We start from the raw sequence: 21,573 nt of genomic DNA, 5'->3' as shown, positions 1-21,573 counted from the left end.
GACTTCTTAAATGGAACGGCAGAATAGCATAACGCTCTCGGGCATTACAAACTTTTTGGAGGCAGGGGCCCTCTTGCGCCATAGGGATCAATGGATTCTTATTGAGGGGCCTTTTCACCCTGTTTCCGACGCAAATCGTGACGAAATTACAGTGTTTTTCCCTGATTTCTACGATTTGGGCTCTTCTCCAGCGCTCGGCGGAGCCAAAATCCATCGCCTTTCCACAGAGGAGCTGCGTAAGAATTGTGAGGCCTTCTTAGGTCAGAAACCTGCTGCGGCCCCCGTAGGGAAAGCACCTTGGAACGAACCTTTGAAAGAGCATTTCGCAACAGCCTTACAGCGCACTCAGGATCTCATCAGAGAAGGTAGAATAAAAAAAACTGTTCCCGCGGTCTTTGCTCGATCTGAACAAACGGTGACTCCGCAAGAGCGCGCGCAGATGATTTTGACTCTTTTAGAAGCGCCGAAAACTTTGTACGTTTATGGTTTATGGCAAAAGGGCGAAGGCGTTTTAGGAGCAACTCCGGAACTTCTTTTTGATTATGCAAAAGGACATCTGCGAACGATGGCACTGGCCGGCACATGTCCCAAGAGTGAATCCACACGCCGTGAATCTCTGCTTCATGATGAAAAAGAAATGCAAGAGCATCTCTACGTTTTAGAAGACTTGATGTCGGTGCTGCACCCTTGGGGCGATGTGAAGACTGAAGGTCCAAAAATTGTCGAGCTTCCGACGCTGTATCATTTGAAAACCGATATCGAAATTCAGTGTAAAACAAAGCCTGAGTTTTTCTCATTGATTCAGCAACTGCATCCTACTCCTGCGCTGGGAGTAGCACCTCGTTCGGCAGGGTACAAATGGATGAAAGAGTTCCCCGGACAAGAGGGGCGCGGCGGTTTTGGCGGACCTTTTGCCTTTATAGGTAAAGAGGAGGCTGTGTGTCTTGTCGCCATTCGAAATTTGCAATGGAATGAGACCTCTTCTATGATTGGTTCCGGCTGCGGCGTTGTCGCGGCCAGTGAATTGGAGCGTGAGTGGAGAGAGCTTTATCAAAAACGCCTGTCCGTAAGAAAGATTTTGGGGCTTGATGTATGACAAATATGGAGTTAGCGGGAAAAGTCATTCAAGAGTTGGTGTACACAGGAGTGCGCGAGTTTGTTCTTTGCGCCGGTGCACGCAACAGTCCGCTAGTGTATATCCTTGAAGAGAACAAAGACCTCAAAGTGTATTCTTTCTTTGAAGAGCGTTCGGCGGCATTTTTTGCTTTAGGCCGTATCGCAAGCACACGTCGTCCGGTCGCAATCATCACCACATCAGGAACAGCCGTCGCGGAACTTTTGCCTGCAGCTGTTGAAGGAACTTATTCCTCATTGCCACTGATTATGGTGACAGCAGACCGTCCGAAACACTATCGCGGCACAGGGGCTCCGCAGACGATTGAACAAGTGGGTATCTTTTCATACTACAATGAAGTTGCTTTGGATATTGATGCGGAAAATTCTCACGTGTCTTTCAAATCTCTTTCTTGGAAAAAACCTATTCACGTGAACGTGTGTTTTGAAGAGCCGCTCATCGACGGACCCGTGCCTAAGATTGATTTCCCAGGTCACTCCGAAAGAACAAAACTTCCAGGGCAGTTGCCACTGGGAACTTTAAAAGAGATGGAAAACTTCCTGAACTCTCACAAACCTCTGGTGATGGTGGGAATTTTGCCAGAGAAGGCTTACGGCACCGTGCTTGATTTCTTGAAGCAATACAAAGCTCCGGTTTATTGCGAAGGCATTTCAAGTCTGCGCGGTCATCCCGACATCAAAGACATTGAAATTCGCTCTGGCGAGCAGATGATTCATCGAGTTTTAAAATCACAACTCTGTGATTCTATCTTGCGTATCGGGGGAGTTCCGACAACGCGTGTGTGGCGTGATCTTGAAGACAAATACAAAGACATCCCGGTGTTCTCGGTGAGCTTTAATCACTACACAGGACTCAGCCGTCCTGTGCAACACGTGAACTCTTTGGATTTGTTAAGCCAGGTGGAGTTTTCAAATCCTCAGCGTGAAAATATTAAATTGAATATCGAAGACAGCAGTCGCGCGGAAACCGTGCGCGGTCTTTTGATGAAATATCCTGATTCAGAACAAGGGATGATCTACGCACTTTCGCAAAAGATGAAAGGCGGCTCGATCTATCTTGGAAATTCACTTCCGATTCGTGAATGGGATTCGTGCTCCTCACACGATGCCATTCCTTTGCGTGTTGCCGCCAATCGCGGAGCCAACGGTATCGATGGACAGCTTTCGACATTCTTGGGCTGGGCCCATCCAGAGGCAGAAAATTGGTGTCTTGTTGGGGATTTAACAGCGCTGTATGATTTATCGTCACTTTGGGCAACTTCTCAACTCGAAGCGCGTAAACTTCGCATTGTCGTTATCAACAACGGAGGAGGCCAGATCTTCTCTCGTATGTTCAAAAAAGAGATATTCGTAAACAAGCACCAGATTTCTTTCGAATCATGGGCAAAGATGTGGAATTGGTCTTACCAAAAGTGGCATAATATTCCTGTGAATACACAATTGGACGATCATCAAATCATCGAGCTCACCCCAAATTGGGAGCAAACTCAAGAATTCTGGAAGGAGTACGAATCTCTGTGGAAAGAGTGAACCTCTTTTTCCTTCACGGATTTTTAGGAAGACCTTCTGATTGGGCGGTGGTGAAAGCACATCTCCCGCAGCACGATGGTCTTCGTATTTTTACTCCAGATTATTTCAAGGACGCCTCTTTAGGACCTCAACATACGTTTGAAGAGTGGGCCGGTAATTTCATAAAACTTGTTGAAGCCCACGGCTGCGCAGGAGAGCGCAACATCCTCATTGGATACTCTCTTGGCGGGCGCTTGGCTTTGCACGCTCTCGAAAAAAAACCAGCGCTTTGGTATAAAACAATTCTAGTCTCTACAAATCCTGGCTTTAACGATCCTCACGAAAGTTTTGATCCGATCTCTGAAGAGCGTCGTCAACGTTGGATGAATGATTCCTACTGGGCCGAAGAGTTTTTAAAAGCTCCGTGGGAAACGGTCTTACGCAATTGGAATGCGCAGCCTGTTTTTGGCGGCGGAGAAACGGAGCCTTTGCGTATTGAAAAAGAATATTCCCGTGAGACACTGAGCCTCGCTTTAACCCAGTGGTCTTTGGCGCAACAAAAAAACATGCGTTCGTTGATTCAAAAGAATATTCAAAAAGTGATTTGGATGGTCGGAGAGCGCGACGAAAAGTTTATGGAAATGTCTCGTCGTTTGCAGGAAGAGGTGCAGGGGCTTCGTTTAGAAACCGTACCGGCCTCTTCCCATCGCGTTCTTTTTGATAGCCCCAAAGATTTGGGCGAAAGAATCCGTCAACTAATTCAGCAGCTTCTTTAAGCCGTCATCAATCCACGTGCGGTATTGTTTTACGTTCATGTAGATGGATTTTTCTGCGCAGACGTCTTTGTTGTCGATGTACTGTTTCTTTTCATCTTCGCGAATTTCAGAAGGCACACTCCACGAAATTGCTGAGGCAATTCCGACGACATAGTCTTTCCCTTGGTAGCGCATCAATGCAGGGCCGCCAGAGTCACCACTGCAGATACCTTGCCCCGATTTTTGGTCAACGTAGAACTGGCTTTCATTAGCACTCATGCTGTCAATTTTAAGGTCCACATTACGTAGAAAACCTGAGCCTTGCGTGTCCGTGCTAGGAACTTTTTTACCGGAAATACGACCATAGCCCGCTGCTGTGAAAGTGTAACCGGCCTTTAAAGGAAAGCTGCTATCTGGAAGAAGCAACGTCTGATAGCCATCCGGAGCATTGCCCTTTATCAGAATCAAAGCGATGTCATTGCGATCGGCAGAATTGGATTTTTTGTATTTGTCGTGCACCCATGTTTTTGCAGCAGAACGCATGACATAGTCACCGGACAGTGGCTTCAGGCCAAACGCCAGGGTAAGACCTTTGTAGTCAGCTCCCACGCAGTGAGCGGCTGTTAGAATCACATCTTTTTTGATGAGAAGCCCTGTGCAGTAAGTTTTTGTCGGATTGTCATAGATAAGCACAACGTATTTTGAAATCACATTGTCTTTCGTAGTGTCTTTTCCACCTACGATAGCGTCTGAATCCACCAGCGTGTCTATCGCGGACTGAGATCCCCCACACGCCGTCAAAGCTAAAACGATTAATGAGCTGACGTACAACTTCGTTTTCATATTTCCCCAATTGAGCGCTCATTCAATAACAAAAGGGCTGCTATTTTCCTAGCAGCCCTTTGCAGTTTGAAAAAACTTTTTGGTGTCTTATCCGAGATTAATTTTGAACCTGAGGAGTTACCAACGAAGTGGAAAGTTTGTTGGCCATTCTGTTCAACCATGTCTTGTAGTACAAAGCACTTGTGTAAGCAGAGTACTTCGAGCAGTCATTGGCAGCATCGTCAACTCCGCGGCTTGTAACACCCCAAAGGTAGTATTTACCTTTGATTTCGATGTACGCTGGACCGCCAGAGTCACCGTGGCAAGCGCCAGTGCCTTCAGTTTGGTTCAACTTGATTTCAGAGGTGCTGAACTGTGGGTCTTCGATCTTAACAGTCGTCATGCGCAAAGTTCCCGCACCGTCTCCTGTCACCCCGTTTGTGATTCCGTATCCAGCAAGAACGACAGAAGCACCTTTTTTAAGAAGTTTTTTATTACTGTTGCTAAGGAAAGTCGCTGGTTTGTAACCGGCAGGAACTGTTCCTGTGAAGTGGATCAAAGCAATGTCGCCTGTGTCCTTCTTTTCGTTCTGACGAGACTCCCAGTATTGGGAGATTTCAACTTTATCAACTTGGCGACGCTCTGATTTAGGCCCCAAAGCCGTGTCGAACATAATGTACATAGCGTCTTCGAATTGCCCGATACAATGAGCGGCTGTGAGAACTAAGTTATTTGGAAGAAGAGAACCTGTGCAAAGTTGGCCTTCATAAGAGTCGTAAACAGCCACGATACTTTCTAGAATTTTATCACCAGCTTTAACTTCTGTGCCGCCAATGATTCCGTCGCCTGACGCCTGAACTTCGCCTGATGAATTGTTAGCTTGAGGTGCGCAGGCTGTAAGAGCCAGACTTGAAACGATCCCCGCCAAAAGCAATTTATTCAGTTTCACTAAATCCCCCCGGATTCACACCACAACCCTCTGTGATGCGTGAAAGCTAATAAACCCAATTTGGAACCACTTTACAAGTTGATAATATTTATGGCTTCCATAAGGGACCGCGAGATCCCTTATGGCTGAAATTCTTACAGATGTTTGAAGCTCTCTGTGGCTTCAATAAGAGCTGAGCGTGTTCCAGGCTCCATAGCCGCGTGGCCAGAGTCAGGAACGATTGTAAATTTTGCTTCAGGCCATGCCTTGTGAAGTTCCCAAGCGGAGCGCGCCGGACATACAACATCGTAACGACCTTGCACGATAACGCCAGGGATGTGGCGGATCTTCGCAACGTTTTCCAAAAGCCAATTGTTGGTTTTAAAGAAAGCGTTGTTCGTGAAGTAGTGACACTCAATGCGCGCAAAACTCAAAGCATATTCAGGATCATCAAATTCGTCGATGGCCTTAGGGTCCACAATCAATCGAGAAGTCGCCGCTTCCCACTTGCTCCATGTCTTAGCCGCCTGCAAACGCACGTCTGAATTTTCGTGAGTCAGGCGTTTGTAGTAGGCGGCCACCATATCATGACGTTCATTCTCTGGAATCGGTTTGAGATACTCATCCCACACGTCAGGGAAAATTTGTGAGGCGCCTTCTTGATAGAACCACTGAATTTCAGAAGGACGGCATAAGAAAATTCCACGCAAGACAAGAGCTTTGGTGCGCTCAGGATGAGTGATCGCATAAGCCAGGGCCAAAGTAGAACCCCAGCTTCCGCCGAAAACCATCCACTTGTCGATTTTAAGCATCTCGCGAATAGTTTCGATGTCTTTTACCAAATCCCATGTCGTGTTTTCGCGAAGTTCCGCATTGGGAGTCGATTGTCCAGAACCGCGCTGGTCGAAAAGGACAATGCGATAAGTTTTTGGATCAAAGAAGCGGCGATAATCAGGGTGAACGCCACCGCCCGGTCCGCCGTGCAAAAAGACCACGGGTTTTCCTTGGGGATTTCCACACTCTTCCCAGTACAGAGTGTGAATGTCTGAAACTTTCAGCATGCCTTTATTGAACGGTTCGATCTCTGGAAAAAGCTCAAGCATGGAATACTCCTCATGGTTGAAGTGATGTCCCAGAATTTCCCTTAGCTTGGTGGCTTTGTCAAAGTGTGGGGCGGCTTATAAAGATCTAATGGGTTTTATTAATTTCATTGGCGATTTCTGCACTGATGAAAATGATGATCGAAGAGTAATACACCCACATTAGAAGAACGATGAAAGAGCCGGCTGCTCCATACAAAGAGGCCAGAGCACTTTGGCCCAAATAAAGGCCGATCAGTGTTTTTCCAATAGAAAATAAAAATGCCGTGATCAGTCCGGCTGTGATGGCAACGACGGCGGGAATGGGTCGTTGGGGAATGAAAAAGTAAATCGCGCCAAAAAGAATGCTAAAAATAATCAGTGAAACTAAAAGATTGATAGTTTGTACGACGACAGCGGCCATCCCATGAAGGGTCATGGAAATAAATGAAGACACAACCAGCGATACCAAGGAAATAAAAACGAAAGCCAGTACCATTCCCATGCTGAAGATTCGCCGCTTTACAAAGTCCATCGACGATTGCAGAAACCCGGGCTCACCTTCGGCAGGAACGGTGTCGACTTCGAAGATAGTGTTGAGCGAGCGGCGCAATTGACTGAAGATCGCGCCTGCTGAAAAAAGCAAAGTGATGACTCCAATGACGCCAGCAAATCCGCGGGCCTCGGGTGTTTTATCCGCACTCAGCGCAATGGTTTTGATCGCTTGACTGGCTTGGGCGCCGACCAGGCCTTCCACTTGGTGGATGAGTTCACTCTTAAAATCAGCCCCTAGAAATGAAACAAAGGTGATGAGAAGAATCATCAGCGGAGCCAGAGAGAGAGCGGTGTAATAGGAAAGGGACGCTGAGAGATCCCAGATCTTGTCTCTGTCGAGCTTATCCAGGAACTCATTACTGAGAATGCTTCGAAGGGAGGCCGAGAGTTTCATGGGCTTAAAGTAGCATAAACTGCGAATAGGCCCTAGTTGCCATTGCACACAAAGAATCCGGGTTTATTTTTCTTTGGTAATTCACAATCCCTGTGCTATGCAGTCCCCAACAGCACGTCAGCGGATATAATTTCATGGTTAGGGGAAATGCATGGAAAAAACCAAGCTGCTGGTTGTGGACGATCACATCGAAAATATTCTGTTCCTGTCGCACTTGATTTCAAATACTGATGTCGAAATTATCACTGCCAGAAATGGTGAACAGGCGTTGGCACATTTGATGGACCACGAATTCGGTTTGGCTTTGCTGGATGTGCAGATGCCGGGAATGAGCGGTTTTGAATTGGCCCGTCTTATTCGTGCCGCTAAAAAAACAAAACATCTTCCCATGATCTTAATGACCTCAGAGCAGCGCGAGCGTTCCATACTTTTTGAAGGTTATGAAACCGGCGCCGTAGATTTTCTTTTTAAGCCTTTAGATCCTCACATCGTTCGCAGCAAAGTGCGCACGTTTGTTTTGTTGGATCAACAGCGTCGTTTAGCTCAGGCCCATGTGCAGGAAGTGGAAACGCTCAAACGAAAAGCTGAAGAAGCAAATACAGCCAAAAGCCATTTTCTTGCGAATATTTCTCATGAGATTCGAACCCCGCTAGGAGCTGTTCTTGGATTCGCCGATATTCTTTATCAAGACAAAGTCAGCGAAGATGAACGTAAAGTTTTTTTGGATGCGATTCGCAGAAACGGGGAACTTTTATCGCGTTTGATTGATGATCTTTTGGATCTTTCAAAAATCGAAGCGCAACGCCTGGATTTTGAAAGAAAAGAAGTTTCTATTAAGGATGTCCTTACTGATGTTCAATCGGTTCTTGGCTTTCGTGCCAGTGAGAAAGGGATCGCTTTAAAGATATCAATGCCTGAACAAGATCTGATGATGATGGGTGATCCTCTACGTATAAAACAGATCTTGCTGAACGTGATTGGTAACGCTGTGAAATTCACTGATAAGGGAGAAGTCCGCGTTCAAGTGAAAGGTCAGGATTGTAAATCTTCGGCAGAGGCAGGAAGACTTCGTAAGGTCATTTTCACCGTTGAAGATACAGGGCTGGGCTTAACTCACGCCGAAGTCCAAAGATTGTTTCAGCCATTCAGTCAGGCCGATGTCTCAACGGCACGTCGTTTTGGCGGAACAGGTTTGGGCCTTGTGATTTCAAGGCAGCTTGCGCGTTTAATGGGTGGGGATTTGCAGCTTGTTTCTTCGCAAGTCGGTGTAGGTTCTGTTTTTGAAATCTTTTTGTTGTTAGAATTAAGTCCCTATGTGCAGCAGACTCTTTCAGCGGCGAGCGGAAAAGATTCATCCATACAAGGATCTTCCATTGCAGGGAAAACAATTTTAGTCGTTGATGATGTGAGCGACAATCGTCTGTTGATTGATCGATATTTGCGCTCGCAAAACATCACTCTTTTGCAAGCGGGAAGCGGGCAGGAAGCTTTGGATCTTTTGCAAACTTCACAGCCAGATTTAATTCTTATGGATATTCAAATGCCGATGATGGATGGTTACGAAGCTGTTCATCGCATTCGCATGCGAGACTTTAAGGCGCCGATCATTGCTTTGACGGCTCATGCGATGAGTGAAGAGACGAGAAAATGTTTAAGTGCGGGATTCGATGGTGTTTTAACGAAACCGACTCGTCGAAATGAATTGATCAGCATTTTGCATGAATGGCTGACGCCGCAGAATCACAGCTATGATGTGACTTCGACATTGTAAAAATAAAAAAGCCTGGTTCATCACCAGGCTTTTTACTATTTAAAATTCTTTTTAAAACTTTGCCAGTAGTCTTGATAATCCTCTTGGATAAATCCTTTTTGTAAAGCAAAGTCAGTCACCATGTAAGGCACTCGTGATTCAAACATGAACGCCATGGTGTTTTGGATTTTATTTGGCTTTAAGTCTGCATTGCTGGCTTTTTCAAATGTTTCGGCGTCGGGTCCATGAGCCGAGAAGAAGTTGTGAAGACTTCCCCCGCCTGGCATAAATCCACCAGCTGTTTTTGCGTCGTACTCGCCATAGATAAGGCCCATGTACTCGCTCATGATGTTGCGATGGAAATACGGAGGACGGAACGTGTGTTCAGCGACCATCCAACGGGGCGGGAAGATCACAAAGTCCACGTTCGCCGTTCCTGGTGTGTCACTAGCTGAAGTCAGAACCGTAAAGATAGAAGGATCTGGATGATCAAAACTCACGGTGTTGATTGTGTTGAATTTACGAAGATCGTACTTGAATGGGCAGTAGTTCCCGTGCCAAGCGACGACGTCTAGTGGAGAGTGATTCATTTCAGCACTCCAAAGTTCGCCGTTGAATTTTCCAATAAGTTCGAAAGAGCCTTCTTGGTCTTCAAACGCAGCCACCGGAGTTAAGAAGTGACGGCGGTGAGCCAGGCCATTGGCGCCAATCGGTCCAAGCTCTGGAAGATGAAACGGATGACCGAAGTTTTCGCCGATATATCCAGTGCAGCGAGGGCTATTCGAAGGATTGACTTGGAACTTCATTCCGCGCGGAACAAGGACGATTTCTCCTGGCTCGGCCTCGATGAATCCCAATTCTGTTTTTACTTGCAGAGAGCCCGTTTGTGGAACGATCACAAAATCGCCATCGGCATTCATCATGTAACGGTTTTCCATTCCTTTGTTGAAGGAATAAAGATGAATGTGGATGCCTTTTTGTTCGTGGCTGGAGCCATTGCCGCAAACAGTGCGAAGGCCTTCTAGGAAATGGCCGTTAATTTCTGGAAGAGCATTCCAGCGCATTTGATTCGGATTTGTATGTTGCGGTTTAAAGAATGTTTTTTGTGTCAGCTCTTTCAGTGGTTTGAAAGCCTTGTGCATGACTGACGGACGCAGGCGATAAAGCCACGTGTACAAATTCTGCGCGCGGGGAGCTGTGAAAGCCGAACCGCTGAGCTGCTCTGGATAAAGGCCCAAAGGAGCCTTTTGCGGAGAGTTTTGGTCTTGAGGAAGCGCACCGGGGCGCGCTTCAGATGAAAAATGATTTCCGAAGCCAGAGAGATATTTGTTTTCCATAGGTAGCTAATACCATTTTTTGTGTTCGATGATCAAGCAGCGATTGGAAACGACTTTGATTCCCGCGTCTTCAGCGCGTTTCTCCGCCTCGGGGTTGGAGATTCCTAATTGCAGCCAAAGTACCTCAACACCACCGACTTCTAAAACTTCATTGACGACTTCAGGAATACGCTCGGAACTGCGAAACACATCAACGAATTTTCGGTATTCAGAGGGAACTTCTTTTAAAGTTTTATAGATTTGAAAACCGCCAACGTCATGGGCTTTGGGATAAGTTCCCACCATTTGCCAGCCGTGGTCACGCATATAGACGGGAACATAGTGGCTGGCTTTTGTGGGATCGCCACTGAGGCCATAGACGGTGAATTTTTTGTATTTTTCTAGAAGGCTTTTAATTTCATTGTCTTTGACATTCATAATGGCTCCTTCTTGAATCAAATCAATCTTGCGGAGGAATGGCAATAACTCCTGAGCGATATTTCTCACTGCGAGTCCAACGGGGCGATCCTCCGGAAGCCAGAGGATTGAATTCTCCTACCTCCAAATTGTCGATCGCATCAAGACGTCGCATACTGTGGGCTTCAATCACTTTTGAGAAGGCTCCCGGAAAGACGTGATAACCAGCGTGTGCCGTACCGACGAAGAACGGCACTTTCTTAAAACTTTCCGGAAGGACTTTATCAAAGCCCACCAAAGTAGATTTATCATCAACGCGAACGGTGTAGTACATGTCTCTTCTCATGACAGCGTCATAGCGCATTTGATGCATGCCCCAAGCGGGATGATAAATGAATTGTCCAAAATCATTGCGCACACCTGAATCCCAATTAACTGGTTTGCCAGCCATGATCATCGGATCTTCGGCATCCCATCGCGTATTGAGGTCGGGGCGAGGATTCCAGTAAAGAACTTTCCATCCCAACTTTTGCAAATGCTGAATTAAGACAACTCCAGAGGTGCCGTTGGCGATCGTGTTTCTGTCGATGCGTTCCCACAGATTTTTAAGCACGGGGTTTTGTGTCGCTTCAAAACCTTCTTTAAGACATTTGCGAGTCAGTCCGATGCAACTAATACCTTCAAGTTGATTGACGATTTCTGCCGGAGCTCCAACACGACGAATGACTTCCAAGCGTTCTTCGCGAGTGTCAATCGCAGGATTGCGGTCGCCGTAGTATTTAGAAATTCCATATTTATTAAAAAAAGCGATGTGTGTATCCCAGGTTCTTTTCAAGCACTGACTGGCTACCGTCGACACGGTGTTTTTGTTTTGAAGGTAAGTTTGGAGTTCTACTTTGCTCACAACCAAATCAGACGGTTTGTTTTGCGCAAAAGTAGTTGCTGACAAGGTCAGACCAACGAACAAGAACGACACGTTTTTTAGAAGAGAAACAGACATCGTAAACCTCGCTTGGAAAAAGCCATTTCTAGTCGAAGGCTTATTTGATTTCCACTGATTTAGCGAGGGAAGACGGGGTTTGCAAATTTTTCTGATTTGATTCGGAGCAGGCGTTCTCTGCGCTGACAGAGAACGCTCCGTCAGCGCATGGGTTTACTGATTGTAATAGAGTTTCAATTCCACGCGACGATTCGTGAGACGGCCTTGTTCTGTTTCGTTGGTGGCAATGGGTTGAGTTTCACCATAACCCACGGCTTCCACTTGGTCTTCGCTCAGATTGAATTTGCGACGAAGAATTTGCGCCACCGTTTCTGCGCGGTTTTGGCTGAGCTCTTGGTTGTATTCGTCAGAACCAATGCTGTCCGTGTGGCCGACAACGATGATTTTTTTAATTTTGACCTGAGACATGCTTGAAAGATTTTTATCCAACTCTCTTTGAGAAGCTTTCGTCAGGTTGCTTGTGTTGAAAATGAAATTCAAGTTTTTAAGCAGAAGCGCTTTTGCTGGTTTTGGAATTGCCACGACATGCACAAGTGCTTTCGCTTTTTGTCCTTGTTCATCTTTAACAATAACTTCAACGTCACCGGGATGTGTCGGCGCCATGTATTTCAAAGTGCGGCTTGAGATACTTCCAAAGAACTCAGGGCTTAAATCCGCTGTGTAGGGAGGAGTTCCACCTTTGGCTTTGATGTGAGCAACACCACCAGTATAGACCGTGATTTCGGATGGATTGATTTCTAGTGGTTCTGCTGAAGTATTTGGAGCGGCATTGCTTTCGCGAACATGCACAGGAACTGTGACCACAGCACCTTCGGCATCCTTCACGATGATTTCATCATCACCGACTTGATCGTAAGCTACATATTCCATCGTCGTTTCGTCAAAATAACCTAGACCTTGAGAGAGTTCATACTGATAAGGAGCGACACCACCACTGACAGTGATTTTTTGTTTTTCATTTTGTGCGAGGTTGAGTTCGTAAGGAAGAACCGACAAGGTCGAGGTTTTTGCAACCGTCGTTGTCGTCGTTTCTTTTGAACTGAAACCAAAGAAATGATTGATTCCAAGATAAACGCGATAATCCGGAGCCAGACCTTTTGGCATGACTTCGGCAGTCGCACCAAAATGTCCCCACAGGTTCCTCGCCAGACGGTATTTTCCGCCAAGAAGAACTTCGAGGGAACTAATGTATTTTTGATCGGGGTGATAGTCTTTTTTAAGACCGTAAGAACTAAAAAGCTCGGCATGGAAACGCCATTTTTTTGTAAGTCCTGTAACATAACCCGCAGAGGCGATCAGTTGGTCACTCACTGGCAAGAAATAATCTGTGGCAGCAGGATCTCCCGGAGTTCTTTTTCTGTACCCTAAGTTAAATCCGTAACCGCTGTCGCGATCTTTTTTGTCATAAATGAATTCAATATTCCAGATCGGGGCAGGGGAGTTTCCAATGTAGGGATTGTCGACGGAAGTTGTCAGATCCGCGGAACCAGCGACAGCGAAACCGCCGGTTTTTTCTTGAGAGATATTGTATTTAAATCCCAATCGATGCCCGTTAATTCCTTCAGAGATAAAATTCTGCTGACTTTGACCTGAGTCGGGCTCTTGACTGAAATATCCTGGCATTGAGTAAGTGAGTTCTAAATTGCGAGTCACACCCCAAGCGAAAATCAAGTCGAACGTAAAAGCTTTATCCTTGTAATCGACAAAGTTCTTTTGCACGAGATTATCGTAAACACTCAATTCGTTTCGTACATAGGCGGCGAAGAAGCCGATATTGAAATAATTCTTTTCCAAAGTTTGCGAAGAGTGAATGTTCTGAAATACCAGGGAATCTGGATTGGGAGCAAAGGTCTGCATATTTCCCAGAACATTCGCCTGCGCTGGTGAAGTTATTGTGAGGGCCGCAAGAAAACAAACTAAAAACCTTCTAAAAATTTTCATTAAGACCTCGTGACCACACGGTTGATAAGAACAAGAACAACAGCTCCGGCGATGCCGATTAAAATTCCTTGCCAGCTAAAAGCAGTGTAAGTAGGCCAGTGAAACACACGAGGCGCCAGGAAATTGCCCAGAAAAGATCCAGCTAGACCTAGCAGGATCGTACGAATCCAGCCCATGGCTTCACTGCCTGGAATGACCAACTTTGCGGCGACGCCCACACCAAGTCCAAGAACGACCCAAAGAACAATTTGATTAAAAAGGGGATGATGCAAAATGGAGTTGATATTCATAGTTGTGCCTCTCTTGTTTAGGTTAACGTGATTCATTTTGACTGAGTAGCAATTCTGCAATTCTCTCGACCTTGGCAGGTTGGCTTTTCTTAAGATAAGATGCAGATATGAAGTCTTTTTCTCGTTTTAAATATCTCCTTGCCGGTCTTGTTATTGGCGTTGTTGCTTTCGGCCTTTTTAACGCCTATCGCGGGAAAGAGGCGACCACCGTTGAAGATCTTTTTACGGAAAATATCGAACATCGTTTTTATTCGTATGCGACTCAAATCGTCGGAAAACAACGTTTGCAGGTCGCAAAACTTCAAGAGACCGAAGTCTTTGAAAGAACATCAAAGCTAAAAGCTTTTTGGGTGGATCTTCCTGATGTGGTCGTGAAAGCCACGGTCCCAGTAGAATATAGTTTTTTCGTTGATATGAATCGAGGTTGGAAGTTTCAGTTGGTGAATAACGAAATTCTTGTGGATGTGCCAGGACTCAGCAATAGCACTCCGGCCGTGGATATTGGCAAACTTCGTTTTGACGTGGTAAAAGGCAGTCTTTTTCGCAGTGAAAAAGATTCTCTTGAAAAAATTCAGAAAGAGTTGATGGGTCTGCTTGTCGAAAAATCCATCGAGCATCGAAAAACTGTGCGTGAACAAGCGCGAACGTCCCTTGAGCAATTCATCAAAGGCTGGCTTTCCCAAGTGACGGGAGGACTGCCTTCTGAAAAAATCAAAATTCGTTTCGCAGATGAACCGAAGACCGAAAATTTGCAATAGTCCGTTGCAGCGAAGGAACTTATGAACAAGATCTCTTATTTTTTCGTGATAGTAATTCTAACAATGGCAACGGCTTGTTCGTCTTTTACAAAAGGCCTTTTGAAGGATCCGGAAGTTTCCGTTGTGGGACTTGATGTTTCCAATGTAACGGCCCAAGACGCCTTGGTGCATGTGAAACTCAATGTGAAAAATCCAAATCCTGTTCCGTTGCGCGTGGGAAAAATAACTTATGCTTTGACGTTGTCAGGGAAAGACGTGACCGAAGGTGAATTTAAAGAGGGTGTTGACGTTCCTTCGCAAGGTGAAAATACGGTCGTTGTCCCACTGAAGTTTAAATATAACACCGTGGGCACTTTGGTTGATGGTCTTTTAAAGGGTACTTTGAGTAAAGAGTACGAACTTAAAGGCTCGGCCCAGATGGGACTTTTCTCTATTCCGTTCAATAAAAAAGGAGAATTGGAATTTTAAGCCGTTCGCCATCCTGTTTTCTTGGTCCATTCAAGAAATTCTTGGTGGCGCTTTGCTGGGTCCGGCGGATGATATTCGACATTCATCGGCGTGATGATCATACTTTCCAGAGGAGAAAGTCCTACCTCAGCGCGACGCTTGTTAAGACTGTCGGGATCTTCAACATCCGTGATTCTAAGAATTCCGTTTTCGTCCCAATCTGAATTTGTCCCGTAAACTTGTTTGAGTCCTTCATAAAAACGAATGCGATCCACTAGACAAGCTACATATAGCGCAGGAACTTCTTTTTTCTTCGCAAGATCCGTCAACACTTGTTCTTGAGCACGCATAAATTCCGGCCAACTGATGGCGTGTAATACAATTCTGAGGGCAGCGACGCAGGCCTCTTCGCCGACTTGGGCGATTGTCGGAAAACCTTTGTTTTCTTCGATGAGTTCTTTCAGGCGTTGAGCATTTCGTAAATGCACTTTTTCCATTTGCGGATTGTATCCCTGAAAAAGTTCTCCCGTGCTCGCAAGCGCTTCGCGAACCGCCTCATCTTCACGCATCAAGTGGAGAAGTTCTTCTTTCAGTTTCATCCAAAAAAATCCGTCATAAATCTGTTTTTTTCCACATCAGGAAAGAAGCTGGCATCAAAAGCGACTTGATTGCAGCGATGAAAATCTTCTTTTGTAAAACCATGCACGCGGTGAAGAACTTCGTAATCGTCACTGAGTGTGGTTGCAAAAACTCCGGGATCGTCAGAGTTGATGGTGACAAGAACTCCTGCATTCATCAGTTGACGAATCGGGTGGTCCTCATAAGTTTTAAAACTTTGGGTCAGGTAATTGCTGATCGGGCATATCTCTAAAGGAATACGGCGACTTTGTACAAAGTTGATTACTTTTGGATCATGCACGATTTGAATTCCGTGACCGATCCGTTCAGCACCCAGAATTTCAATACTGTCTTGCACCCACTGTGCTGAGAGCGGCCCGGGGGCTTCGCCAGAGTGAACTGTAATACGTAAACCTGCTTTTTTCGCTTTTTGAAAAAGAGGTGCAAAAACTTTTGGATCGAACCCTTCTTCGTTATCGGCAAGATCTAAAGCGATAAAACTATCTTTGTGAGCGATTGCAAAATCCACGACTTTCTCTGCCTCGGCGAAAGGTTTCACTCTTTGTACGATGCAGATCAGACCAATGAGCATGTGATACTTTTTGCGGGCCATCTCAATGCCCTTGTGTAAAGATTTGTGGATTTTTTCGAAAGTCAGATTCTTATGACCTTCGGCAATGAACGTGGGGGCATAACGAAGTTCGAGCAGACGAATGCCATCATTGTACGCGTCCTCACAGGCTTCAAATGCGATACGCGTGAGGATTTCTTCGCTTGCCAGGACTTTTTGAGCGTTGAGAAATTTATTAAGAACAGAACTCAAATCCTTCATCGGACTTGTAATTAAAAACTGCTCCTTCCGCGCTTGTGAGGTCGAGGCTAGGGGAATTCCGACCTGAGGGGCCAGTTCTACAAGCGTACTCCAACGCACCGAGCAGTCCAGGTGGCGATGTAATTCCACTTTCAGGATATCGCGAATGTTATGAGAGTAGAGTTTTTCCATTTAACGCTCCCGGTAAGCTTTTGTTCCCTTTACCCACTTCGTCTTCCAGAGTAAAACTTTATCCTATGACAGAACCCATCCAAATCAAAACAAAACTCGCGGGGAACCCTTCACAGGAACCTCAATTTAAAACTTTCGTTAAAAGCAAAGACGGACGTCAGATTCCAGTCGTAGACCCTCGTTCGACTCGTGCTCTTGTTTCTTTGATGGACATGAATGCGGTCCTTGGCGGAGCAGCGTCTCACTACGGTGGTCCGGCGGCTTTGGCTGAGTTGATGTCAGCTTTGCATGGTCACGTTTTTGATGTTGCCGCTCGCGAAAAAAAGCAATGGTATGATTTGTTTCACTTGGTGAACGACGCTGGTCACTGCGAAAATGGTTTGTATGCTTTAAAAGCGAACTACCACATGGCGGGCTTGACGTTAGAGAGTCTAAAAAAATTCCGTTCTATTGAAAGTGGCCTAACAGGTCACGGTGAAGTTCACTGTTTCCCCGAAGGCGTTTTCATTTCTAACGGTCCGTTGGGTTCGGCCTTCCCGCAGACTCAAGGTCTGGCGATGGGAGAAGCGATCTCGGGTCGCAATCGTATCACTGTGACGACGATTTCTGATGGCGCTTGTATGGAAGGTGAAGCGAAAGAGTCTTTCGCGGCGATTCCGGGTCTTGCGCAAACAGGAAAGATGGGTCCTTACGTTTTGATTATCAGTGATAACAATACAAAACTTTCGGGTCGTATTGATGCGGAGTCTTTCTCAATGACTCCAACATTCAACTCTTTAAAAGATTTGGGTTGGAATGTGATCACATTGGCTGAAGGTAACGACTTGCAAAAATGCTATGACACGATTGTCACTGCAATTGAACAAGCTAAAGCTGATCCGAAGAAACCAGTCGTGATTCATGCAAAAACAATCAAAGGCATTGGTACTAAGAAAACAGCCGAGTCTGCTTCGGGCGGTCACGGTTTTCCTCTGAAAAGTCCTTCTGAATTGCCAGCCTTCTTAAGTGAAATTTACGGTGGCGAAACTTTGCCAGCGGTTTACAACACGTGGATTGATGAACTCAATAAATGGGAAGCCGAGATTAAAGCGAAAGCGGTGAAAGACACGGGCGAAAAAATTCAAACGGGTGTCTCTGCTGCAATGGTACGCGCTCGTAAAGCGGGTCTTCCGGTTTTGAGTGTGACGTCGGATCTTCCAGGTTCTACAGGTGTTGCTGGATTCCGCAAAGAGTTTCCTCAAGATTCTTTTGATGTCGGTATTGCAGAAAGCAACATGGTTTCTACAGCAGCGGGTCTTTCTAAATTGGGATATATTCCGGTTGTAGATACATTCGCACAATTTGGTGTGACAAAAGGCGCTTTGCCTTTGACGATGGGAGCGTTGTCAGAAGCTCCGATCATCGCGATCTTCTCGCACACGGGTTTCCAAGATGCCGCAGACGGAGCGTCCCACCAAGCTTTGAGTTACATGGCGATGGTGTCTTCGATTCCTCATGTGGATGTGTATTCTCTTTCATGCAGTGAAGAGGCAGACGCTTTGGTTTATGCCGTGATTGAGAATTTTGCGAAGGCTCGTAAAGAGGGACAAGTTCCAAATTCAGCAGTGTTCTTCTTGGGTCGTGAAAACTTCCCTAAGTCTTATGTGACTCCAAGTTCTTATGATTTGAAAAAAGCGCAGATCTTGGTGGATACAGCGAATGACAAGACAAAATCTGTGACGATTGCAACGACAGGCTCTTTGGTTCCACAAGCTTTGCAAGCTGCAAAAGATTTGGAAACAAAAGGTGTGGGCGCGATTGTTGTGAACTGTGCGTGTGTGAATCATGTGGATCTTGCGACAATGAAGAGTGCTCTTGAAAAAACTCAAGGTCGCCTTGTGACTGTGGAAGATCATCAGTTAGTCGGTGGTTTTGGTCAGATGTTGACTCATGCGCTTTTGCAGGCGGATACGACGATCTCTGCAAAGAGTTTGGGTGTTCACGGCGAATTCGGACAAAGTGCTTATACGGCTTTGGATCTTTACCGCAAACACAAAGTTGATGCTTCGGCGATTGTTGAAACTGTCGGCACGTTCTTTCAAAAAAGCGGCGCTTGGTAAAATTGAAAATTGAATTAGATTTCAGAGGAACCCATGAAGAAATTCATGGGTTTTTTCTTATGCAGAATCGGCAGACAGAGCCACCTCGGGCTATGCAGCTCTCTAGTTTGACGTTCAATCCTCCAGAAGACTTTTCGATAAATTTCGTATCGAACTTGCAAAGTTCCGGATGGGCTTTGGCAACGGTGTGATAGACGCAGTTTGTGGCTTCGATAACAGCACCTTTGCGAAGATCACGTTGTTTAAGGGTGGCGCGGTAACCGAGTTCATTAAGCGCTTTGGCGATCTCACTTAAAAGTTCTGCCGTGGAGCCGGTTTTTTCAAAGCGGGGTTTCATGGATTCGGCGACTCGAACTGCAAGTCGTTCCATCATTTTTGAAACGGAAGCGGCTCCTACGTCTTCAGCAAGAAATTCTAGAATAATATTTGAAAGCCACGAGTACTGACGGGGAAAAGCTTCGTGTCCTTCTTGAGAAAGAAGATAATAGCGACGAGGTCGTCCCACAGAGCCTTTGACATCTCGGTAAGACAGAAAGCCCAAACCTTCTACTTTGATAAGGTGTTCCTTGGCGGCTGTTTTTGTAATCTCTAAATGGTCCGCGATTTCATCCAGCGTGGCCCCATCGGGTTGGGTCAAAAGGTATTCTAAAATCTTCTTTTGATTGGCGTGCAGACTTTGCATAGGGCCTCCTTATCTATTTAAACAATTTAAACAGTATTTACCATTTTTATTCCCGGGATCATTATGAAGCCAGAAAGAATTTTATAAAAGGAGTAATTATGGAAAACACTGTAAAGCCTTTAACGGCTGTTTCGTCTCGAGACTCCGGAATGTCTCGGTCTCTTGTTACGGGTATTGTGACAGGACAAATCGCGGGACTTATCATGGCGGTCGTTGTCATGGTCGTTTTTACCGTCTTCTTGGGAAAGAGCCCTCTTTATCCTGTGCAAGTGATTGGTTCGGTCTTATTTGGTGAGTCGGCTCTACAAGGGTTTCACCTTGGAGCATTGCTCGCAGGACTTTTGTTGCATCAATTGGGGCCGTCGCTTCTTTGGGGTGTCCTTTACGGAGTCGTGGCTAGTAAACTTCAGCCTCAGTCTAAGGGTGCGGCTTTGATGTTGGGTCTTGGCGTCAGCGTGGTTTCAATGGCAGGACCTTATGTCTTAATTCCACTTGTGATGAATATCATGCAAGGCGTGGATTACTGGAACCGTGAAGTTCCGATGTTTTGGGATTGGGCCGCTCACATCGTGTTTGGAGCTTCATTTGCTCTTTACCCAATGATTGAAAAGAAATTGCAGAAGAACTAAAAGCATGCGAGTGATTTTTTGAAATACGTTCACGGAAAAAAGCCCATGAATCACTTCGTGGGCTTTTTCTAAATTAGTTAAAAAGTATCATTATTGATTGTTAGAGGGAAGGCGGCCTGTGCCTTCATAAAAAGAGATGCCTTCGACTTGTTTCAGGTTCTCATCATATCGAATCGTAATCCCTCTCTTTTGATCAATATAAAATTTGACCCGTGAGATAGAATGTATTCTATCTCTTTCACTTTGCTCCGTTACAAAAGAAGCGCCTTGAAAACTTTCAAGAGTATTTGAAAGAGAGATCTGTGGATCAGACTCTGTCGGGATCCATAAAATGCCAATGAGCTTTGATGTTTTATCGTCAAAGTTGGCAGTTACCCTTTGAACGCCTGTTGAGGGATCATTAAACTGCAGGGAAAAGTAGCCGTCCCGAGAGTTCTTGTCACTCGGAGACCCTAGAGTAGCGATAACTTCAGAGGAAGTAGATTTTCCAACCGAAAGGCTTTTAACATTTTCGTAGGTAAGACGTTGAGTTTTGCCTGAGGTACTTGCACAACCAGCCAACATAATAAGGCTTGTAATCAAAACTCCACATTTCATTTGCCGGAACCCTTTCTTCCCAATTTATCGCCGTATCTCTTTTGATACCATTCATACGCCGAAGGTGTGGTCTTTTTCAGTTTATCAGGATTGTTTATAAAGTGTTCAAAATTATTGGAATAATCCTCGTTAGGCGACATTTTTCCGTCTTCTTCAACGTATCCATTCTTACGGCCTTGCCAATAATATTTGTTATCTTTTTCGAGCTCAAGGTGCCATCCCGTAGCGCGACGATAGTCCTGTCTGGCAGTTTCCCCAATGTCTTCGTAATTTTGATGTGACAACTCATGCGTTATTACTCTGTCTAACCCGTCTTTATTATCAAAAGCAGAGTCATAGATGACGATAATTCCGTCAGAACTACTGGCTGGGTTAGGATAATCTTTAGAGCGCTCGGCTCTATAAAATCCCTCAATTTTCTCGCTTAAAATTTCTTGAGGAAGGTTGTCGAGTATATCTATGAGGACGCTTTTTTCGCCATCTTTCCAAGCCTTCGCTCGTTCTTTTGAATGGGGCCACCCTTGGGGTAAGCCATCCTTAAATCTATTTTTCGTATAGATATAACCACGAGTTAACAACTTGCAATGTGCTTTGACATTCGTGGCCCTCACAAGGGTTCCACTAGCTCGGTAATAGGAGTGTCGATAATGAGCTTTAACTGGATATTGCCCGTCGGGACATGCAAGTGTACTGGCAGAAATTTCTAAATAAAATACAGAGATCACTATAAAAGAGAGATATTTGAGCATAGTAGATTATTATTAAACTCGCTCAAGAAAACAACTAAGTAATGTTTATTAAAATAAAAGGGCTAGCTTTTTGAGCTCGCCCTTTTATCTTCAAAACACGC

The 21,573-nt window shown here is 45.4% G+C and carries 22 protein-coding genes; 8 read left to right on the top strand and 14 right to left on the bottom strand.

Features of this window, described 5'->3' with window-relative positions; genetic code table 11:
- Positions 1-73 precede the first annotated feature (73 nt).
- The 3 genes from ACLSSO_RS16645 to ACLSSO_RS16635 are packed head-to-tail and all read left to right on the top strand — an operon-like array spanning position 74 to position 3,419.
- Positions 74-1,096 carry a chorismate-binding protein gene (locus tag ACLSSO_RS16645; protein ID WP_413943476.1) on the top strand — a complete coding sequence of 341 codons (1,023 nt, stop codon included), beginning with the start codon at positions 74-76 and terminating at the stop codon, positions 1,094-1,096.
- Positions 1,093-2,664 carry a 2-succinyl-5-enolpyruvyl-6-hydroxy-3-cyclohexene-1-carboxylic-acid synthase gene (gene menD / locus ACLSSO_RS16640; RefSeq protein WP_413943475.1) on the top strand — a complete coding sequence of 524 codons (1,572 nt, stop codon included), beginning with the start codon at positions 1,093-1,095 and terminating at the stop codon, positions 2,662-2,664. The genes ACLSSO_RS16645 and menD overlap by 4 nt, the downstream gene beginning before the upstream one ends.
- The gene (locus tag ACLSSO_RS16635) at positions 2,652-3,419 is read left to right on the top strand and encodes an alpha/beta fold hydrolase (RefSeq protein WP_295905233.1); all 768 of its coding nucleotides are present in this window, start codon (positions 2,652-2,654) and stop codon (positions 3,417-3,419) included. The genes menD and ACLSSO_RS16635 overlap by 13 nt, the downstream gene beginning before the upstream one ends.
- On the opposite strand, the gene ACLSSO_RS16630 is transcribed toward ACLSSO_RS16635, so the two are convergent.
- The 4 genes from ACLSSO_RS16630 to ACLSSO_RS16615 all read right to left on the bottom strand — a co-directional run bounded on the left by ACLSSO_RS16630 (position 3,399) and on the right by ACLSSO_RS16615 (position 7,176).
- Positions 3,399-4,241, bottom strand: a complete 843-nt coding sequence (locus tag ACLSSO_RS16630) for a S1 family peptidase (protein ID WP_295905235.1) — start codon at positions 4,239-4,241, stop codon at positions 3,399-3,401. The two genes, ACLSSO_RS16635 and ACLSSO_RS16630, sit on opposite strands and share 21 nt — an antisense overlap.
- Before the next feature lie 97 nt (positions 4,242-4,338).
- Positions 4,339-5,169 carry a S1 family peptidase gene (locus ACLSSO_RS16625; protein WP_413943474.1) on the bottom strand — a complete coding sequence of 277 codons (831 nt, stop codon included), beginning with the start codon at positions 5,167-5,169 and terminating at the stop codon, positions 4,339-4,341.
- Between the two features lie 134 nt (positions 5,170-5,303).
- Positions 5,304-6,251: a prolyl aminopeptidase gene (pip, locus tag ACLSSO_RS16620; protein WP_413943473.1), complete on the bottom strand. Its 948-nt coding sequence runs from the start codon at positions 6,249-6,251 to the stop codon at positions 5,304-5,306.
- 85 nt (positions 6,252-6,336) lie between these two features.
- On the bottom strand, positions 6,337-7,176 hold the full coding sequence (locus tag ACLSSO_RS16615) for a YihY/virulence factor BrkB family protein (RefSeq protein WP_295905787.1): 840 nt from the start codon (positions 7,174-7,176) through the stop codon (positions 6,337-6,339).
- Between the two features lie 151 nt (positions 7,177-7,327).
- Here ACLSSO_RS16615 and ACLSSO_RS16610 point away from each other — a divergent pair, with 151 nt between their 5' ends.
- Positions 7,328-8,947, top strand: coding sequence for a response regulator (locus ACLSSO_RS16610; protein ID WP_413943472.1), 1,620 nt, complete (start codon positions 7,328-7,330; stop codon positions 8,945-8,947).
- A gap of 35 nt (positions 8,948-8,982) precedes the next feature.
- Here ACLSSO_RS16610 and hmgA read toward each other — a convergent pair whose 3' ends face one another.
- The 5 genes from hmgA to ACLSSO_RS16585 form a co-directional block, all read right to left on the bottom strand.
- Complete coding sequence (gene hmgA / locus ACLSSO_RS16605) at positions 8,983-10,263, bottom strand: homogentisate 1,2-dioxygenase (RefSeq protein ID WP_413943471.1); 1,281 nt, start codon at positions 10,261-10,263, stop codon at positions 8,983-8,985.
- A 6-nt stretch (positions 10,264-10,269) separates the two neighbouring features.
- Positions 10,270-10,680 carry a CoA-binding protein gene (locus ACLSSO_RS16600; protein ID WP_413943470.1) on the bottom strand — a complete coding sequence of 137 codons (411 nt, stop codon included), beginning with the start codon at positions 10,678-10,680 and terminating at the stop codon, positions 10,270-10,272.
- A 22-nt stretch (positions 10,681-10,702) separates the two neighbouring features.
- A complete protein-coding gene (locus ACLSSO_RS16595; RefSeq protein WP_413943469.1) occupies positions 10,703-11,659 on the bottom strand; it encodes a hypothetical protein in 957 nt (318 codons plus the stop codon).
- Between the two features lie 153 nt (positions 11,660-11,812).
- Entirely contained in the window at positions 11,813-13,600 is a 1,788-nt protein-coding gene (locus tag ACLSSO_RS16590) for an OmpA family protein (protein WP_413943468.1), read from the bottom strand.
- Positions 13,600-13,890: a GlsB/YeaQ/YmgE family stress response membrane protein gene (locus ACLSSO_RS16585; protein WP_413943467.1), complete on the bottom strand. Its 291-nt coding sequence runs from the start codon at positions 13,888-13,890 to the stop codon at positions 13,600-13,602. The genes ACLSSO_RS16590 and ACLSSO_RS16585 overlap by 1 nt, the downstream gene beginning before the upstream one ends.
- A 107-nt stretch (positions 13,891-13,997) precedes the next feature.
- Here ACLSSO_RS16585 and ACLSSO_RS16580 point away from each other — a divergent pair, with 107 nt between their 5' ends.
- Both ACLSSO_RS16580 and ACLSSO_RS16575 read left to right on the top strand, forming a co-directional pair.
- Positions 13,998-14,648 (top strand): hypothetical protein, encoded by a 651-nt coding sequence (locus tag ACLSSO_RS16580; protein WP_413943466.1) that lies wholly within the window; start codon positions 13,998-14,000, stop codon positions 14,646-14,648.
- Positions 14,649-14,669: 21 nt separating this feature from the next.
- Positions 14,670-15,116 carry an LEA type 2 family protein gene (locus tag ACLSSO_RS16575; protein ID WP_295901062.1) on the top strand — a complete coding sequence of 149 codons (447 nt, stop codon included), beginning with the start codon at positions 14,670-14,672 and terminating at the stop codon, positions 15,114-15,116.
- On the opposite strand, the gene ACLSSO_RS16570 is transcribed toward ACLSSO_RS16575, so the two are convergent.
- A complete protein-coding gene (locus ACLSSO_RS16570; RefSeq protein ID WP_413943465.1) occupies positions 15,113-15,694 on the bottom strand; it encodes a DUF6624 domain-containing protein in 582 nt (193 codons plus the stop codon). The two genes, ACLSSO_RS16575 and ACLSSO_RS16570, sit on opposite strands and share 4 nt — an antisense overlap.
- Complete coding sequence (gene add, locus ACLSSO_RS16565) at positions 15,691-16,716, bottom strand: adenosine deaminase (RefSeq protein ID WP_413943464.1); 1,026 nt, start codon at positions 16,714-16,716, stop codon at positions 15,691-15,693. The genes ACLSSO_RS16570 and add overlap by 4 nt, the downstream gene beginning before the upstream one ends.
- 65 nt (positions 16,717-16,781) lie before the next feature.
- Between add and ACLSSO_RS16560 the strand changes: the two genes are divergently transcribed.
- The gene (locus tag ACLSSO_RS16560; protein ID WP_413943463.1) at positions 16,782-18,815 is read left to right on the top strand and encodes a transketolase C-terminal domain-containing protein; all 2,034 of its coding nucleotides are present in this window, start codon (positions 16,782-16,784) and stop codon (positions 18,813-18,815) included.
- Positions 18,816-18,858: 43 nt separating this feature from the next.
- Here ACLSSO_RS16560 and ACLSSO_RS16555 read toward each other — a convergent pair whose 3' ends face one another.
- Positions 18,859-19,497, bottom strand: coding sequence for a helix-turn-helix transcriptional regulator (locus ACLSSO_RS16555; RefSeq protein ID WP_413943462.1), 639 nt, complete (start codon positions 19,495-19,497; stop codon positions 18,859-18,861).
- Positions 19,498-19,595: 98 nt separating this feature from the next.
- On the opposite strand from ACLSSO_RS16555, the gene ACLSSO_RS16550 reads away from it, so the two are divergent.
- Positions 19,596-20,126 (top strand): hypothetical protein, encoded by a 531-nt coding sequence (locus ACLSSO_RS16550; RefSeq protein WP_295901071.1) that lies wholly within the window; start codon positions 19,596-19,598, stop codon positions 20,124-20,126.
- Between the two features lie 90 nt (positions 20,127-20,216).
- Here the strand turns inward: ACLSSO_RS16550 and ACLSSO_RS16545 are convergent, their stop codons facing one another.
- Together ACLSSO_RS16545 and ACLSSO_RS16540 are read right to left on the bottom strand one after the other, a co-directional pair.
- A complete protein-coding gene (locus ACLSSO_RS16545; protein ID WP_295901073.1) occupies positions 20,217-20,723 on the bottom strand; it encodes a hypothetical protein in 507 nt (168 codons plus the stop codon).
- Positions 20,720-21,472, bottom strand: a complete 753-nt coding sequence (locus tag ACLSSO_RS16540; RefSeq protein WP_413943460.1) for a hypothetical protein — start codon at positions 21,470-21,472, stop codon at positions 20,720-20,722. The genes ACLSSO_RS16545 and ACLSSO_RS16540 overlap by 4 nt, the downstream gene beginning before the upstream one ends.
- Between the last annotated feature and the right edge of the window lie 101 nt (positions 21,473-21,573).

Source organism: Bdellovibrio sp. HCB-162 (genome assembly GCF_047344985.1).
In the GTDB taxonomy this organism is placed as follows: Bacteria; Bdellovibrionota; Bdellovibrionia; order Bdellovibrionales; family Bdellovibrionaceae; genus Bdellovibrio.
The sequence above is the reverse complement of the archived record's forward strand: the minus strand, read 5'-3'. Positions and strand labels throughout refer to the sequence as shown.